This window comes from Aquibacillus koreensis, from assembly GCF_025154055.1.
Lineage (GTDB): Bacteria > Bacillota > Bacilli > Bacillales > Amphibacillaceae > Aquibacillus_C > Aquibacillus_C koreensis.
In genome coordinates this window covers 1-18,836 of the sequence record NZ_JAOALK010000052.1, presented here as the reverse complement: position 1 = coordinate 18,836, position 18,836 = coordinate 1, and the positions used below count along the sequence as shown (strand labels likewise).

Below are 18,836 nucleotides of genomic sequence, written 5' to 3'. Positions count from 1 at the left end.
GTTTATCGATTCTACGCAGTAATCGAATTTAATAGAAAAGGATTATATTTAGTTTAATACAAGGTTATTAACAAACATAACTGGTAATAATGGATACCATTAGAGACCAATGAGGTGAAATGATGGAGCAACAAGACTCATTTGGAAAAGGATGTTTCTTTGGAGTTGTTTTCTCTATTCCGTTATGGATGTTAATCATCTTTTTCGTGCGGCTAGTACTGTGAATAGAGGATATACCAAAATATTCTTTTACTTCCATGATTAGCTTTCGCTACTTTATTAAAATAATAGAATTGAATCATTTACACTATGTATTAATACCTATAAAACACCCATAAAAAAATAGAATAAATTTAAAATATAGTTCTTTAGTAGGATGTAAACGTTTTATTTCTATTATACAATGGAAACGGTTACAATTCATGGAGTAATAACACATACTCTGTTCTGAATCGAATCATTAATATGATTTTGATATATCAGTAACAGCTTTATGTGCAATATTTTTTCCAAAATAGATTGTCCCCCTATTGAGCATCCTAGTTTACTGAGGGTGCTATTTTTTTTGCCTTTTTTTTGATAAAAATGCAAAACGCTCGCCATGTATGATGTATTCTTTATTTTGATTGTCAAGGCTTTCCCAAAACGAATCACACGTAATTTAGTACTAAACAAAAGAGAACATAAGATAATAGAGTTAATTACATAAAGGGAGTGAAGGATCTGATGAAGTATAGACGTTTAGGAAGTACAGATTTAGACGTTTCCGTAATAGGTATTGGCACATGGCAGTTCGGTGGTGAATGGGGCAAAGATTTCACGCAAATGGAAGTAGATCAGATTTTAGATAAAGGCAGAGAAGTAGGCATAAACCTGCTCGATACAGCCGAGTGTTACGGTGACCACCTTTCCGAATCTTTTATTGGTGATTACTTATCGAGGAATAATCGGGAAGACTGGATTGTAGCAACTAAATTTGGACATCATTTTATCGATAACTTTGAAAGAACACGTCAATGGAAAGCAGATCAAGTACTAAAGCAATTAGATCATTCTTTAAAGTCTTTAAAGACAGATTATATAGACTTGTATCAAGCACATTCTTGTTCAGATGAAGAATTTAATAATGATGACTTATGGACAATGTTAGACAAACAAGTGCAAGCAGGTAAAATTAGAAACTTGGGTATCTCCCTGCAAAATGAAGCTAGCACATACCAAACCAAAACCGCAAAAGAAGTTAACGCCAGAGCGATACAATTAATTTATAATCGATTACAACGTGAGCCTGAAGATGAAGTTCTTCCGATTGCTGAAAAAGACAATCTTGGTGTATTGGCTCGAGTACCCTTGGCAAGTGGTTATTTAAGCGGAAAGTATAAGCCAGGTGCAACCTTTGAAAAAAGTGATGTTCGTTCCAAACATGATCAAGCAGATACTAGCAAAAAATTAAAACTCGTGGAAGAAATAGCAAGAAACGAAGTACCTGAGGGTGTACCTATGGCAACCTGGGCTTTAGCATGGTGCCTAAAACATCCTGCCGTTTCAACTGTAATACCAGGTTGTAAAAATCCAGACCAAGTAGTGCTTAATGCGCAAGCAGCTGATTTGGTATCCACGAACCACCCACAACACAAGCAATAGTTTTTGTTATAATAGCGGAATCCAAAATCCGCTATTTTTCTTTTTATAACTAGCTCCACTTTTTTTGAATTCCCTCACCTATTTGCATAAAAAAATCATTTTTAGAAATAGTAAGAAAAAAATAGGTGAGGTGATATAAATGGGTTTATTTAGCGCTATCTCAGAATGGTCAAATGGTAGGTATGAAAAAAGAGTCTCAAAGATGCAAGAAAAAGGCTTATGCCCAGACTGTGGTGGAAAAGGAATACACACGTTACCCCACGAACATCTTTATTCTAGCACCTTCCATTGCCCCGGATGCAGTGGTAGTGGATTATTTGAAGATTGGATGAAATAGCTTTCCTATTTTACGGTTACTTTATCTTTAAGTAACCGTTTTTCAATTTGGTTTTACATTTATATACACTTCTTCATGTCTACCTATCAATTAAATATGTGATCGTATAATTCTTCTTTTAAATGAAAGAATGGATTTGAAGGAGTTTTTCATATGAAGACCTTAAATAGAATAGTATCCAGCCTGATTATATTGGTAAGTATCGCATTCTTCTTTCAAAGTTTTACACAGCTTAGTCAGAATAAGCATATCATTTCAGAGAAAAATGATTACAACAAAGTGACCTTAGAAACAAAAAGACATGGCTTATTTGAACCGGCAGTAAGCCCAACTGCTACAAAACCGTCTATAGAAGCAGTGAAAAAGTTATACAAAGACAAGTTTGAAAAGCTCGAAGCAAAAATCCAAACACGATTAGATAGTCTCATTGAAATCGCCTATCAAGAATATAATAATGAAGAAATTAATCTATTCATATTTTTAAATAAATACAAGGAAAAAGCAAACGATTTAGAGCGTAAGTCGGATGAGGAATTTCACACAGTACTTGGCCAGCTTGAGAGGGATTTAGAAGGATATGGTTACAGTCAAAGTATGCTAAAGGAATTCGAAAATACATATGAATCAACTAAAAAGGCGAAAAAAGAAAACATGTTCAAACGTTTTTTAGAAGAAATTTAAATCCTTATAAAAAGTAAAAACTGGATGGAAACGTACCCATCCAGTCAATTAACTCCCATCCACTTCTATTATACAATGGAATCACAAATTCTGCTTTCTTTTTTCTTACAAATACAATCACCTTCTCTTGTATTTTTATAAACAAAAAAGTATATTTATAAGTATAATTATCAAAATAGATATTATAGGTATTATTCATAATAGATTGGGGATGAATAAATTGACTGAGAAGGAAGAAAAGGAAATAGAAACACTCAGAAAAAAACTATACCAAAACTATAAAGAAAAGCACCTTTGTGATGATGTGGTAAAACTTTCACAAGAATTAGACGATCTATTAAACAAAGCTTTTTTCCGAAAGAAACGATCGAACCACCATATATCTCGCTAACCATTGCCCCTTTTAAATTGAAATGGATGCTTTTAACTTCTAAAATAAAGCTATATAATTTCCTGTGCTTAAATCTCCATTAACAGCTTCTTAATGAATAATTTACATAAAGTATAACCCCATTTAAAAGCATTCCATTTTGAGAATTATATATTTCCAAATACTGGCTATTACCCTATAACACTCTTTCCATATCATGTAATACCCCCATCAAAAGAAAACGCTAACTTTATTGACTTATCACTATTTTCAGACTATAACTATAGTAATGGACAGGGAAAATCACGTTGATTCATAGCATAAATCAATCAAGTATCTATATCAAAATTAGATTGATTAGCAAGTAGTCAGAAAATATAACATACTTATTAGTTATTTTTCTAAGAGAAACATGTTATGATTATTTTATGTCTCTGCAACAGAAAACCGTTCGACGAATGAAATGCGTGCGTTATATCCCCCAAACGATTCTAATTCTCAACAATAAATAAGGTTATAAATTCTCGAAAGGAAGTGGAACTAAATGGATACAAAAACAGTAGATAAAAACACAGTCTCCTTACATAGAGACGTAGATTACCTCAGTAAAATCTTAGATAATGTATTGCTCCACGAGGGCGGAGAACATTTGCTAGAAACCGTGAATAATATTAGGTCTCTTTCTAGAACATTAAGAGAGACTCAAGATCCTGCCGTTTACATTCAAATTAAAGAAGCAATCAACAACTTAGAACCACCACTTAGACAGAATGTCATTCGCGCTTTTTCTGTTCAATTACATTTATTTAATATCGCAGAGCAAAACTACCGCAGTCGTCGTCGCAGAGAATATCAGGCCCAGGATGAAAATGTTATTCAACCTGGATCATTAGAAGAAGGTGTGAATAAGTTACAGGAGAATAATGTAACACCAGAGATGGTTACTAACTTACTAGAAACATTGTCCTTGGAGTTAGTAATTACTGCACACCCTACGGAAGCAACAAGACGTACGATCTTACAAATTCACAAACGAATTGCCAACTTACTAAAAAATTGGGATTATTCCTACACGCGTTATGAGAAGAAAGTAATCCAAGAAACTATTTTCAACGAAATCACTATCTTGTGGCAATCAGCCGAAATTCGTGAAAAGAAGCCTTCAGTTATGAAAGAGGTTTCAAACGGGCTTTACTTCTTCGATAAAGTATTGTTTGATGTTTTACCAAGAATTCACCAAGATTTAGAAGATCTATTATACGAAAAATATAGCCAGCGTTTTCAAGTTCCATCTTTCCTACGTTTTGGATCATGGATCGGTGGTGACCGTGATGGGAACCCGAATGTAAAAGCAACAACTACATTTGAAACATTAAAGACACATCGATCATTAGCACTAAGAAAATATAGGGAATCTCTTGATAAGCTAAAAGATTTACTTAGCCACTCAGCTAAGAAGGTTAACATCAGTAATGATCTTGTTGATTCTATTATTAAAGATAAAAAAGCACTTAACGAATCTGGTTGGCATAAACAAGACGAAATATATCGTGTGAAAATTTCCTTGATGCTATCCAAATTACGTTATACAGAAGAAGATAATGATCTTGGTTATGAAACTGCAGAGCAGCTATTAGCTGATTTACGACTGATTCAAAAGAGTTTGTCGAATCATCATCCTAATCATAATCCAATTAAATTACTACGCAAGGTTATTCGTCAGGTTGAGATTTTTGGATTCCACATCGCTTCTCTAGATATTAGAAATCACAGTGGAGAGCATGAATCTGCCCTAGCTGAAGTGCTTCATTTAGTGAACATTGCAAAAGACTACAAGCAGTTAAATGAAGATGAAAAAGTGGAAACTTTAATCAAAGTTTTACAAGATCCAAGACCGATGATTTCCATTTATGATGAATTTACAGATGAAACACAAGAAGTAATCAATACTTTCCGTATGATTAAGCGTGCACAGGATACGTTTGGGGAACGTGCGATTGAAGTGTATTTAATTAGTATGACGCAGTCTGTAAGTGACTTATTAGAGGTATTAGTCCTTGCTAAAGAAGCAGGTTTATACCGCGTTTATCCGGATGGACATGTCGTAAGTAGAATTCACGTAGCTCCATTACTAGAGACAATTGATGATTTGAAGAACGGTCCAGAAATGATTGAAAAATTATTTGAGATTCCTCTATATCGCAAGCACTTGTCTGCTCGTAAAGATTTACAAGAAATCATGCTTGGATATTCAGATAGTAGTAAAGATGGCGGAACATTAACAGCAAACTGGGAGCTATATAAAACACAACAAGACGTTCATGACATTGCTTCTCGTTACGGCGTGAAATTAAAGTATTTCCACGGTCGTGGTGGCTCACTCGGTCGCGGCGGCGGTCCACTTTATTCAAGTCTTTTATCCCAACCACCTGTTACATTAGGTGATGGTGTTAAAATAACAGAGCAAGGGGAAGTATTATCTTCTCGTTACTTGTTGCCAGACATTGCTTATCGTAGTTTAGAACAAGCAACGTCTACAATGATGACAGCGATCATGGGACTTACGTCTACTGAAGCAAAACAAATGCCATCAAAAGAGGCAGAAGTTGCAATGAGCGATATTTCTGAATATGCTTTAGATAAATATCAATCACTTGTATTCAAAGATCCTGGTTTCTTAACTTACTTTAACCAAGCAACACCATTACATGAGTTAGGTGACTTAAATATAGGTTCACGTCCAATGAAGCGTAAAGGTAGTAACCGATTTGAAGATCTACGTGCGATTCCATGGGTATTTGCTTGGACACAAAGTCGTCAACTCCTACCAGCATGGTATGCAGCCGGTACCGGTTTAAACAAATACATTGAAAAAACAGGTAACCTAAAGCTATTACAGGAAATCTATGAGAAGTGGCCATTTTTCCAAGCAACAATCAACAACTTGCAAATGGCACTGACGAAGGCTGACCTCACTACCGCAAAAGAATATGCAAAAATGGTAAGTGACGAAGCAACGCAAAAACGTATTTTTGACCAAATTACCGAAGAATATAACCTTACAAAAGCAATGGTGCTTAAAATAACTGGTCAATCTGAATTGTTAGATCACAAACCGAATATTAAAGAATCTGTTCGACTACGTAACCCGTTAGTTGATCCACTAAACTTATTCCAAGTAGATCTTATTTCAGAACTTAGACAAGGTAATGAAGACGAAAGTCTCGATGATTTATTAAATGAAGTACTACTTACAATCAACGGCGTTGCAGCAGGTTTACGCAACACAGGTTGATCATCCTTAAAAAGCTTGTGCATTCACGTGAATGCACAAGCTTTTTTCAATGGTTTTATCACCGTTTAATGGTATTACACAGTAGATATTAAATGCGTCGTAACAAAAAAGTAACATGTTTAACAATGTACTAGGTAAATTTTGGGAGTTGGATCCCTCTCTGACTTCAATCAGTTCTCAAGGTTTTTTCTTATCAGTGATCGCACGCTCCTCTGACTTCATTCTGCTCTCGAGTGACTTTCTTGTCAGTGATAACACATTTCTCTGACTTCAATCCGCTCTCAAGTGACTTTCTTGTCAGTGATAACACACTTCTCTGACTTCAATCCGCTCTCGAGTGACTTTCTTGTCAGTGATAACACACTTCTCTGACTTCAATCCGCTCTCAAGTGACTTTCTTGTCAGTGATAACACACTTCTCTGACTTCATTCTACTCTCGAGTGACTTTCTTGTCAGTGATAACACACTTCTCTGACTTCATTCTACTCTCGAGTGACTTTCTTGTCAGTGATAACACACTTCTCTGACTTCAATCCGCTCTCAAGTGACTTTCTTGTCAGTGATAACACACTTCTCTGACTTCGATCCGCTCTCGAGTGACTTTTTTGTCAGTGATCGCACACTTCTCTGACTACTTTTTGAGTTCCTGCTTTGAAAATGTCAGAAGATAGGCTAATTACACACTCTATACAAACTATGCAACAAAAAAAAGAACAAACTCTGCTATTTATAGAGTTGTTCCTTTTCGTTTGTAACCGCTGGGTCTTCATCAACTGTCCATTCAACATCAAACATAGGCAGTGAAAAATAAAAGGCTGCACCTTCACCTTCGTTACTTTCTACCCACACATTCCCTTGATGGAGCATAACGATTTCCTTACTAATTGCTAGACCTAGTCCATTCCCTTTTTTCTTTTCTTTGGAACCTTTTGTGTAAAAACGATCAAAAACAAAATCAACTTCTGACTTTGGTATACCTACCCCTTCGTCCTTTACACCGATGATCATTTCTTTCTTTTCATTAAATTTCAGCGTTACTTCAATTGTACCTTCACTCGTATGTTTTATTGCATTTGTGATGATATTTGTCATCACTTGCTCTAGTCTTATCACGTCAACTTCTACTAACAAATAGTTATCTTCAGGAGGATAGTGCCAACGATAGTTTAGACCAGCTTGTTGAACGTCTAACTCGAATTGGCTACACAGATGAATAAATAACTGATCAACTGGAGCTACATCCTTATTCAATTTGATTTGGCCAGACTCTAATTTGGCAAGTTCGAATAAATCTTGAATCAAACGATCCAACGATTTAACTTTTTTACTGACCTTCTCCAGATATCCACGTTGTTTACTTGGTTCTTCAACTACTCCGTCCAAAATTGCATCAACATAGCCTTGAATAGCAGCAATAGGAGAACGCAAATCATGGGAAACATTAGAAAACAGTTTTTGTCTTAATTCCCGTTCATTCGCTAAATCCTGATTGACTACTTGCAGTTTTTCATTTACCTCTTGTAACAATCTCGTTCTTTTCTCTACTTTTTGTTCCAGGCTAGCATAAAGATTTGCATTATCAATGGATATCGCTATTTGCGAAGATAACATCGTTAATACTTGGATTCTCTCTCTAGTAAACGCGTTGGTTGATTGGTTGTTTTCTAAATACAACACACCAAGGAGCTTATTTTGAGACAAAATTGGAATCGAAAGTACGGATTTAATTTGCTTAGCTTGAATATAGGAGTCTGTCATAAATACTCCTCGTTTTACTGCATGACCTAGTACAACAGGCTCTTCTGTACTAGCAACATAATTAACAATATTTACGGAGAAACTAGTTGCATCATGAATCGGTAAGGCCTCAGGACACACTTGCACTTCTCCATCAACATTATTATGTGCTACTAGCTGTAATTGTTGATCTTGATAAAGAATGAAGAAAGCCCGTTCCGCACCAGCATTCGTTAACACGATATCCATCATTTTTTCTAATAGTTTTTCAAATTTAACTTCGCCTGACAATACACGTGAGGCTTGAAGTATTGTTTGGGTATCAATATGGACACCGAGCTCTGCCAATTCCCCTGTTCGTACTGGCTTTAGAATAAGATGTCCATCGTTATTAAGTATGGATTCCGTAACAGTCGTTGCTCCCCACTGTTCAAAAAAGTTGTACGCCTCAGACATATACGCCTTTGCAGTCCGATCAAGGTTATTACTTATGAAATGTTTGGCAGCACAAAGATTAGCAATAGCAACATCCTGTATGTATCCATTTGTTTCAGCTAATTCAATTGCTTGATGATAATGGATAGCCGCTTGACTGTTTCTCCCCATCATACTAGCAAACTCCGCCTTTACTAATTCATACTTATGTTCAAAATTTTCCGGGGCGTGTTTTGCCCATTTCTTAAGCTTTATTAAATTCTTTCTTAGCTTTCTAGCAGCTTGTGTACGACGAATCCTTCCATCTTGAACAAATCTACTAATCCACAAGGAATGGTACATGTAAAAGTCAGGGGCAACAACTAGCATAAGCGCTTTTTCTACTAGTTTTTCCAATTCAGTAATAACCGTATTCGTGTATTCCGAATGGTTAAAAAGATATGCCATTTGCAAACGAAGCGTCTTATGAATAATCTCAGCAGACATATCTTCTGTTATAGGAGTGAAATTCCATTCCGGCTCATTTTTTGGGTCGGTAAGATGAGAAATCCATCCGTTTAGCTCAGTTAAAAAGTCATTGGAAATCTTGTACTCATTTTTTCTTGAGAAGTCAATCTGCTTTTCAATTGTGGTTTTCACCTCGGACAGTGGATCCCCTTTTGAAAAGGTTGCGATTCCTATAAAAGATGCATTCGCACCAGCAAGGTGTAAATTCCCTACTTCCACACACAACTGTTGGGATTGCTTTAAGTATTCCAAGCTATGACGCATATGTCTTTTCCAATGGTTCACAAATGCACCAAAAACAAAATATACCCTAGCCTTTAAAGCCAAATCCCCTCTACTTTCTGCGTGATCGATTGCTAGTTTACCATATTGATAACTACCATCGTAGTCTCCAAAACCTGCACTTAGCGTTAATGCAAAATTATTATATACTAGCGCAGACAAGTCCATGTCCCCATACTTTAACGTTAAACGCAATGCCCGAAGCATTAAAATCGTCGCAAGGTTTTGATTCACATGGTATGCAGATGCATTGGTGTTAATTAATGTTTGCATCAGCATATGTTTAACCTCGTCAGCTACTGGTGGAAGCGCTAATAAATCCTTTGACTCCTTCTTGCCCAATGTAATTTTTGTTCGGATATATTCAATAGCAACTTGAGCTTTATTTGGGTTTCTATCAAACTTCCACCCAAATAAACCTAGACCAGTTAGTCCAGCCTCCGTCGCTTTTTCCACCTCGTGGATATGTGTGTACAGCATAATTTTCAATCGGTATATGATAAGTTTTTCTTGATTGGTTTGTGCGTTATTTAATACCTCTTTAAAAGTATGTTCCGCTTGATCGAATAATTGGTTCAGGTAGGCTGCCTCACCAAGGCTAGTCATAATCTTCCGTGTTTGTTCAGGATATTCCGACCAACCGTTTGCCGGCAAGAGGTCCATAGCAAGTGAAAAAAAACGATACGCTTCTTGAAATGCTGCCGAACTTTTCGACTTTTCACCTGCTAGAAAGTTCCATTCCATTAATTTAAGTCGCTCTTCACATGTTAATCGATCGATGCATTGATTAAAATGATTGACCACTGAAAATATGTTTCCTTTAAGTTGACTAGGAGAATAAGAACGGGCGAGTATTTCTCCAATCTTCAAATGATTTCCTTTACGCTCCTCTTCGGACATGGAAGTGTAGAGTGCTTGGTGCACTTTATCATGCGTAAATACATAGGTAAGCGTAGTTTTATTTCTTGAAAATTCATCATCATCTGTCTCACGCAACTGTTCACCGAGATTGGTTGGTATAACATGCCCTTCTTGCACACCCACCTGTAGTTTTTCCGCTACATCTTTTTCTTTTTCCCCTGTAAGGTTAGCTAGCAGTGAGGGATGAAATTGGTTTCCTACACATGAGGCAAGTTGTAACATGTACTTCGTCTGATCCGGGAGATGATCTACCCTTTTTATCAAGAAGTCTAAAATGGTTTCAGTTATAGGAATGTCAGATAACTGATCCATATCAACCTGCCAACTCTCTATTGATTGATCAAAGGCGATGATTTGCTCTTCATAAAGAGACTGTAAAAGTTGCGTGATAAAAAATGGGTTTCCCTTCGTAATTCGATACACATAATCAACTAGTTGGATAGCCTTCTGATTTTCGGCAGCTAAAATATCGGTTACCCAAGCTATAATATCCTCATATGTTAACGGTTTAACACGCACGTTCCGAAAAGAGATTTGCGTTTCTGTTATTTGTGATAGCATCGTTCCAAATGAATGTCCTATTTGCACTTCATCGTCTCGATACGCTCCTACGATTACAAGAGAACGTTCCCCTTTATTCGTTAGAAGGTGCTGGATTAAATCTAGCGTCGCACGATCTGCCCATTGTAAATCATCAAGAAAGATAACTAAAGGATGTTCTTTTTGAGCAAATAAATCAACAAAGTTTCTAACCGCTAACCGAAATCGATTATGGACATCAATCGAAGATAATAGCACTTCCTCATCCTCATGACTTTCCCGACTGATAAACCAACGTAATTCTGGAATAAAACGTAACATCATATCCGCATTATTCCCTAATGCTTGTTTAATCTTTTCTCTCCAATTTTCCACCTGCTGCGGACTTTCACGCATCACCTGCCTCAACAAAGATTGAAAGGCACCAATTAAAGGAGCGTAAGGAATTTGCCTGTGCAACTTAACAAACTTTCCAGAAATAAAATAGCCTTTTTGCTTTAAAATTGGTTCGTGCAATTGGTTTACCAATGATGTTTTACCAACACCAGAAGGACCAGGAACGAGTAATAAAACAGGCTTCCCTTCTCTTGCATCTCCCAATCCATTGATCAGTTCTTTCATTTGTTGATCTCGCCCATAAAGCTTAGGAGAGCGTTCAAATAATTCACCCTTATCCTTATCAGCTAAAGGAAAAGCTTCGATTGCTTTATTTTTCTGCCACTGATCATAGCACTTTTCTAGGTCTCTCTTTAAGCTAATAGCAGTTCGGTAACGGTCCGCTGGCATTTTTGATAATAACTTCATAATAATATCAGAAAAGACAATAGGAATATTATTGTTAAGCCGATGTGGCTCAACTGGTATTTTGGCTATATGCGCATGAATAACCTCGACCGGATTGTCTTTATCAAATGGTACCTGTCCGGTTAGCATCTCATATAAAATTACACCTAATGAATAGAGATCAGTGCGATGATCAAGCGTAAGATTCATCCGCCCTGTTTGCTCTGGTGAAATATAAGCAACTTGATGAAGAGCGTGATAAGGGCTAATTTGTTGTTGATTTTCCTTCCATAGTTTTGTAGATTGTTCAAACCCTGTTATGCTTACATCATTAGATTGTGGATGAAATAGAATATTGTCTGGGTGAATAGATTTATGTATGGTTTGATGGGTATGAAGGTTAGAAATAATAGATGTAAGCTTAATAGCTATTTTTAGAAAAGACGACAGATCAAAGGCGTATTCTGCCATCCATGTACTTAACTTCATTCCTGAAAAAAACGGAAAGACAAGATAAGTATTTGCACGATATTCTACATACTCAATTGGACTTAATACGCCGTCGATATTCATATCATTTAGGAGGTTATATTCTTGTATTACGTCTGCGACAGTAGCATTTGCCAGGCTTTTCGTTTCTTTTATCAGTACAGTTTTGTAATCATCAAGCCTTCTAGCTTTGTAAAGAATCCATGACTTACTTTCTAAATATTTAGCCACATTTTTATATCCTGTTATTGTTATCAATGTCATCACCTTAATTAAATATTTGAATATTTAATATATTTTATAATTAATTTAACTACATTTAACTTACACTTATACTTTTAAACTTATAATTGATCTTGTACAAAGACAAAGGGGGATTTACATGGTCTTTAAGCAAAAGGAGAATGTTCAGGTTGAGAGTAAAACAGCCGACATAGACAAAGAGTGGTTGTGCCTTATGGTCATGGCAAAAGAACAAGGTCTATCCATAAAAGAAGTGCAAGCTTTTTTAGAGAACCGAAAATGAAATCAACACTGTGATTCTTGAAACATATGGAATTTATAGCCTATACCTCTTACTGTTTCGATATACACAGGACTATTCGGGTTACTTTCAAGTTTTTTACGTAAATTGCTAATATGCACCATTACCGTACGATTATCACCTAGACTTTTTTCACCCCAAATCATTTCAAAAAGTTTTTCAATACTATATACCCGTTCAGGATTTTTTGCTAGTAAACATAATATTTGAAATTCTTTTGCCGCTAAGTTTACATGTTGACCATTCACTTTCACAACCGCACTATCCATATTAATCTCTAATCCGGGATATTTTATAATAGTAGGAATAGATGATGCCGTTGTTTGGCGTTCAGGTAGTACACGCATCCTTCTTAAATGCGCTTTGATTTTCGCCATAATGACGGCTGGACTAGTGGATTTAGAAATATAGTCGTCACCGCCCACACCTAGACCTAAAATGGCATTCATGTCATCGTCTTTAGAGCTTAAAAACAAAATTGGTACCTCTGTTTTTTTTCGAAGTAGTTGGCATAATTCAAACCCATCCAAGTGCGGCATCATTACATCCAACACAATTAGATCTGGCGGTGTCTGTTCCAATACCGCTAGTGCGTCTAATTCATCACACGCGGTAAGGACTGTATAGTTGTTTTTTTCTAAGTATAATCGCAACACTTCCTTCAGATCCTCGTCATCATCAATTAGCATAATCTTTTCACTAGCCATTTTCGAAACCTCCACCCCAAAAATATTAATTCTATCATACTACCATTTTTTTACATAATGCACTTATACTATATATTACTATATTTTACTCGTATAGTATCCTTAAGTATATACTTTGAACGACTTTTTTCTCATCATTCAAAAAATTTAACTTTTTATATTGTGCAGTAATACAATGGGATTTTCTATATGTAATACAGCTTCCAAGTTGGAGGCTTTTTTTTATGATTTTTGAAATATTATTCGGATTAACTTCATCGACTTCATTTTTTAACTGTAAATGATTTAGAAGCCTTTTTAAAGATTGAATGGCTTCAAAATCGGGAACACGAAAATATAGAGATCATATAAATATAAAAAATCAATAATTAAATGTGACATTTTTTCGAACTAAATGTTACAAATTAGTGAACTTGATGTTATAATCAATGTAAACCCTTTCAAAAAGAGCGTAAAAAAGCAATGCGAATTTCAAAGGAGGCACCCTCATATGGATATTTTGTTGATTTTTTTATTATTGTTTAGTGCAACACCATTACTGTTTTGGTCGGAGAACTTGAAAAAAACAGCAATATTTCAAATACCATTTATCATAGGAGCATGGTTTGCTTTTATTCAAATTGCATCAAGCGGTACACTTCCAAGCGAATTATATGTATGGTTCTTATTTATCGGAAACCTTATTTATGGTCACATCGCAATCTTTGGATTATGCGTAAAGTTAAAAAAGATGTACAGATTCCGCACTACTTATGCTAATTAAGAAAGTGTAAGGTTCTCTTCCACTCCGATTTATGACAAAGATTTCTGCAAAGTGGAGTAAAACTTAGAAGTCTTTTAAAAAAATGACTCACCTACTTGGTGAGTCATTTTTAGTCATAACACAAACGTAAGGCTATGTAGATTAAAATACTTGGGAGGTCGTCTAATCAAAATCCTTTACGTTTATCATGTGAAGTACTTTCACGTATAGTTATACCACTATTTCCTCTGTCTGTCATAGGGCTTAAGATGGATTAGTATTCCGATTAAAGACTGACTATAGGTACAAGTTTACACATCTAAGGAATTAGTCTCTTTTGTTCGCTTGTCTACTTCCTGCTTTTGGACAACAAATGTACCACAAGCAAAATCATGCAAAGACCGTTTATAGACGTCTAATCCAATAAGAATAAAGCCTAGCATACACAAAGCACCAGAAAAGAAGTATCCGTAAAAGCGAAGCATCGATCGGATAAACGTGATCCGATCACCATTTTTATCAACAATCGTTGCACCAATGGCTAGCTTTCCGATCGTACCTTTCCAAGGTGTTGCTGGAAGAATGGAATAATATAAAGAAACAATTAAAAATAGAAGATATAAATTTGACACCTCTAGCACAACAATGCTAAGCACTAAACAATCAATAAAAAACGCATACATACGTTTTTGAAATCCAATAAACGGCTCTTGTTCGGCTTGATCCGAATTTGTAATATGTGGAGAGAGGTTCTTCTCGTCCTCTTCTGTTTCCGAATGTTTTTCTCCGTTATACCGGTGCTCATTATATTGTTTTAGCCAATCTTTTAATCGTTCATTGTTCTCCATACACACATCACCTCCATAAAGATGAACACGTACTGAATTGGGGCGATCCGTTTCCCCTCTACTCCTATCATACCATGACCTGAATAAGGTATTGCAAATTTATTTTCGAACCAAATGGTGTAAGTTCATAATTACAAGATAAACTGACTTAATGTCACATATCCTATATAGACAGACTGCCAAAAAAAGATGAATCCCCATATAAGCGCTGGAATGAAAGTGGCTTGTTGCAAACTAGTTGCATCGCCAGCTCGTCTCGGCCTTGCTAAACTAATAACCATAATATGCGCAGCGCTTATGATTGACTCCACTAAAATAATGGAAGCAAATAGATAACTAATATGTATATGCAATGTCTGCCACTGTTGCTCTAACAGAAGAAATAGTAGTCCAATTAACGAAAGAGCCCAAATAAACCCAAACCCATTTCGAAGCCAAAAGATAACAGCCAATAGTAAAACGGTTAGAAGTATTACGAGTACTGTACCGTGATGACCTGTGTGAAGAAAATAAAACAAAAACATAGCAGTTAAGGAAGCACCAGTGTAGCCTGCATATGCAGTTAATATCCGACTGATCCATGATGAAGAACTTGTAGTCGCAACACCTGACGTATCTTGAAATACTGCTATCTTGTGCCCTTTTCCGCCAGTGATTTTTGCAACAAGTATATGCCAAACTTCATGGATTACTGTATAAATTAACCTTACATAGATTCCGACTAATGGGATTCTCGTTAACAGAAAAGCGATAATGATATAATAGACCACTTCCACTTAAAGAATCTCCTCTCTAACCCAACTTTTCTTCCATTATTCCCATTTTACAACAATGTTAAAAGATTATGGATTGATATAGAAGATGCATAAGCACGAACACCATTCTCATACAATCAAAATATACTATAGTAATTCAACTAACATGAGGTGGGAATTGCCTCCATTTCACCTATACACGTAATTTGCTAATGCTGAAGGGAGCAAGGTAGTGATGAAATTAGATCCTCCTCGATCTTTCATGAAAGAACAAGCTTTTATGAATCTTTCTAAGAAAAACATGTCATTTGAAGATGTATTTAACCACATTGTCCGCTTTATGGAAATGGATCCTCAAGGAAACTATCGACTAATCGTTGGTACCGATTCCCAAGTACACAAATTTCATACGATTTTTGTAACTGGAATCGTTATAAAACGAGAAGGTAAAGGGGCTTGGGCTTGCATTCTTCCAGTTAAGTTCCCCAAAAAGTTCCTTAACCTTCACGAAAAAATATCGATGGAAACCACATTAACAGAACAGGTCGCCTTACTCTTTGATGATGAACGAAAAAATGAACTAATAGACATTGTTCTCCCCCATCTATACCGCGGTAGTTCTTTCTCTATCGAAGGCCATATTGATGTTGGTTTAGAAAAAAGGTCTTTAAGCCGTTTTTTAGCCAACGAGATGATGGCTCGAATCGAATCAGCCGGACTAGAGCCTGTTGTCAAACCAGAGTCCTTTGTCGCATCTGGGTATGCCAACAGATATACAAAACAACCCAAGCGCTTCCTCAAATATGAATAAGATAGTTTGATGGTTAGATAGGAATTGGTTTTAGGCACAAACCAACTCCTAATTTTTTTTGCTCCAAAAGTTGGAAAAGATGATAGAATAATAGTAATTAGAGGGGAATGATGATGAAGTGGACGTGAAAAGAAAACAAGTACAGACAGAAAATACGACGATTGCCTATACACATATTGAAACGAATGCAACATCGATATGCTTTATGTTTTCAGGTGCAGGATACACGTATGACAAACCGTTACTATACTACGCAACAATGGTCATGCTCGAAAAAAACATCGATGTCGTCCATATTCATTATTCATTTAAAGACATTTTAAAGCATCCAATCGACGTCGTGAATGAGAGAATGTTAGAAGTGATCCATCCTGTTATGGAGCAAGTATTAACAGATCAATCCTACAAAGATATACTATTTTTAGGGAAATCACTAGGCACCATCCCTATATCACTGGCATTTATGCAGGACAACACCTACAAAAACGCCAAGATGATCTTGTTTACGCCATTACTCCGTTATGATAGCATCTATGCAGCAATCAAAAATTCTTATCATCAAGGATTACTTGTTATAGGGAATCATGACAACCATTTCGACGCGCAAAAGGTTGAAGAGTTGACAGATACTACCTTACATATTGAAGTGATTGAAAAAGGAGACCACTCTCTCCACGTAGAACACGTGAGAACCAAAGCTTCTATAACTGCCTTGTCAAAAGTAATGGATTTGCTTAATAAATTAGTGTGAACGTAGGGACGGTTCTTTTGTTTCCAAAAATGGAAACAAAGGAACCGTCCCTACGTTTACACCACTACGTAGGTTTAGACGTATCAAAGGACAAAATTGCAGTAGCGGTTGCGGATGAGGGACGAACTAAAGCGAGATATATAGGCATGATCAGTTATACTGTTGAGGCAATTAGACATTTAGTAAAAAAACTAGGAGGAGCTGATCAACTACGAGTGTGCTACGAAGCTGGGCCAACTGGATATGGACTATATCGACTCCTTAAGAGCATGGATATTGAATGTGAAGTAATTGCGCCATCTTTAATACCACGGAAACCTGGAGAAAAAATAAAGACCGATAAACGTGATGCTCTTAAACTTGCCACACTTTATCGTGCGGGAGAATTAACCCCCATCTATGTACCAACGGAAGATGATGAGGCACTCCGTGATTTAGTTAGAGCTCGTGAAGATGTTAAAGAAGACGAATTAAGAGCAAAACACAGACTAACAAAATTTCTACTAAGAAATGAAATCAAGCCACCTGAAGGCACCAGGAAGTGGACAGTGAAATATTGGGATTGGCTAAATAGCTTAAAATTTGATCGATCACCATCTCGAATTGCTTTCCAAGAATATTTACAACAGCTGAAAGAATTTCAGCAACGACTAAAAATACTAGAAAAAGAAATTGAGAACCAAGCCAAAGAAGGAGCCCATGCCCCAATGATTCAAACCCTTATGACGTTAAGAGGGGTAGCAGTGATCACGGCTACTAGTTTGGTTGCAGAGATAGGCTCTTTCGATCGATTTCTGACACCACAACATTTTATGTCATACACTGGACTGGTGCCTAGTGAAAATTCTAGTGGTTCAACACGAAAACTAGGAGAGATAACCAAGACAGGTAATAGACATGTTCGGAAACTTTTAATAGAGGCTGCGTGGAGCTATAGATACCAGCCTGCAGTCAAAGGAGAATTGAAAAAGCGACAAAAGGACCATCCTACAAATGTTTTAGGAATCTCATGGAAAGCTCAAAATCGCTTGCATACAAAGTACTTCCGCCTACTAGGGCGCGGAAAAGAAAGTGGAAAAGCTATAACAGCCGTAGCGAGAGAATTGGCAGGTTTTATTTGGGCAATTGCCAACGAATCTACTTATGGATCTAATAAAAGTTGATGTTCTTTTGACAATGGGCACATGGGCAAATAAGCAGGAAGAGAAATGATTAAAAGGAAATAAATATAGGGCTCGAAGGCAAAGGTAAAAACCGTAGAGGAGAACACACGACGGAGACTTGTGCTAGCCATAAGAATGACTCGGTGAACGCACGCCAGGAGTTCGTGATAGCTCCTCAGACGGAACGATAAAATGTGACAACCCACGGATATCAGTATGCTCATCGGAGTAGAGATTTTTGCCTTCGTGCCGTGTATTTATCTTCTTTATAAATTAAAGAAAGGGGATAAATATAGATTTATTATTCTTAGCTTTCACGAGGATCTCAATGCTTCAATTGGTAGTCAAGGAAAGCACTTGACAACCAATTGAAGCATTGAGGAAGTGTTGGCAAGCTAAGAAGAAGGAAATATTGTAGCAGTTACTGCTTCATAAATGAAAAAAGAGCCGTAAAAGACTCTTAATTTAAGGTTGCACAAAAACCCGATATTTT

13 protein-coding genes are annotated in these 18,836 nt (G+C 36.4%); 9 read left to right on the top strand and 4 right to left on the bottom strand.

The features are described from left to right. Window positions 1-726: 726 nt before the first annotated feature. The 4 genes from NYQ66_RS14785 to ppc all read left to right on the top strand — a co-directional run bounded on the left by NYQ66_RS14785 (window position 727) and on the right by ppc (window position 6,327). Complete coding sequence (locus tag NYQ66_RS14785; protein WP_259870501.1) at window positions 727-1,644, top strand: aldo/keto reductase; 918 nt, start codon at window positions 727-729, stop codon at window positions 1,642-1,644. A 490-nt stretch (window positions 1,645-2,134) separates the two neighbouring features. Next, the gene (locus NYQ66_RS14780) at window positions 2,135-2,662 is read left to right on the top strand and encodes a hypothetical protein (RefSeq protein WP_259870500.1); all 528 of its coding nucleotides are present in this window, start codon (window positions 2,135-2,137) and stop codon (window positions 2,660-2,662) included. A 220-nt stretch (window positions 2,663-2,882) separates the two neighbouring features. Then, entirely contained in the window at window positions 2,883-3,053 is a 171-nt protein-coding gene (locus NYQ66_RS14775; RefSeq protein WP_259870499.1) for an aspartyl-phosphate phosphatase Spo0E family protein, read from the top strand. Between the two features lie 523 nt (window positions 3,054-3,576). Further along, a complete protein-coding gene (gene ppc / locus NYQ66_RS14770) occupies window positions 3,577-6,327 on the top strand; it encodes a phosphoenolpyruvate carboxylase (RefSeq protein ID WP_259870498.1) in 2,751 nt (916 codons plus the stop codon). 724 nt (window positions 6,328-7,051) lie between these two features. Here ppc and NYQ66_RS14765 read toward each other — a convergent pair. Next, window positions 7,052-12,253: an AAA family ATPase gene (locus tag NYQ66_RS14765; protein WP_259870497.1), complete on the bottom strand. Its 5,202-nt coding sequence runs from the start codon at window positions 12,251-12,253 to the stop codon at window positions 7,052-7,054. A gap of 151 nt (window positions 12,254-12,404) precedes the next feature. Between NYQ66_RS14765 and NYQ66_RS14760 the strand changes: the two genes are divergently transcribed. Then, window positions 12,405-12,548, top strand: a complete 144-nt coding sequence (locus tag NYQ66_RS14760) for an anti-repressor SinI family protein (protein ID WP_259870496.1) — start codon at window positions 12,405-12,407, stop codon at window positions 12,546-12,548. A 2-nt stretch (window positions 12,549-12,550) separates the two neighbouring features. On the opposite strand, the gene NYQ66_RS14755 is transcribed toward NYQ66_RS14760, so the two are convergent. Beyond that, window positions 12,551-13,273, bottom strand: coding sequence for a response regulator transcription factor (locus NYQ66_RS14755; RefSeq protein WP_259870495.1), 723 nt, complete (start codon window positions 13,271-13,273; stop codon window positions 12,551-12,553). 490 nt (window positions 13,274-13,763) lie between these two features. Between NYQ66_RS14755 and NYQ66_RS14750 the strand changes: the two genes are divergently transcribed. Further along, window positions 13,764-14,036, top strand: a complete 273-nt coding sequence (locus NYQ66_RS14750) for a spore morphogenesis/germination protein YwcE (RefSeq protein WP_259870494.1) — start codon at window positions 13,764-13,766, stop codon at window positions 14,034-14,036. Between the two features lie 290 nt (window positions 14,037-14,326). Here NYQ66_RS14750 and NYQ66_RS14745 read toward each other — a convergent pair whose 3' ends face one another. Beyond that, entirely contained in the window at window positions 14,327-14,863 is a 537-nt protein-coding gene (locus tag NYQ66_RS14745; RefSeq protein WP_259870493.1) for an RDD family protein, read from the bottom strand. 131 nt (window positions 14,864-14,994) lie between these two features. Continuing rightward, the gene (locus NYQ66_RS14740) at window positions 14,995-15,639 is read right to left on the bottom strand and encodes a M50 family metallopeptidase (protein ID WP_259870492.1); all 645 of its coding nucleotides are present in this window, start codon (window positions 15,637-15,639) and stop codon (window positions 14,995-14,997) included. A gap of 214 nt (window positions 15,640-15,853) precedes the next feature. On the opposite strand from NYQ66_RS14740, the gene NYQ66_RS14735 reads away from it, so the two are divergent. The 3 genes from NYQ66_RS14735 (at window position 15,854) to NYQ66_RS14725 (ending at window position 18,343) form a co-directional block, all read left to right on the top strand. Next, the gene (locus NYQ66_RS14735) at window positions 15,854-16,429 is read left to right on the top strand and encodes a ribonuclease H-like YkuK family protein (protein WP_259870550.1); all 576 of its coding nucleotides are present in this window, start codon (window positions 15,854-15,856) and stop codon (window positions 16,427-16,429) included. 118 nt (window positions 16,430-16,547) lie between these two features. Then, window positions 16,548-17,180, top strand: a complete 633-nt coding sequence (locus NYQ66_RS14730; protein WP_259870491.1) for an alpha/beta family hydrolase — start codon at window positions 16,548-16,550, stop codon at window positions 17,178-17,180. A 29-nt stretch (window positions 17,181-17,209) separates the two neighbouring features. Then, entirely contained in the window at window positions 17,210-18,343 is a 1,134-nt protein-coding gene (locus NYQ66_RS14725; protein WP_456151317.1) for an IS110 family RNA-guided transposase, read from the top strand. Window positions 18,344-18,836: the final 493 nt, after the last annotated feature.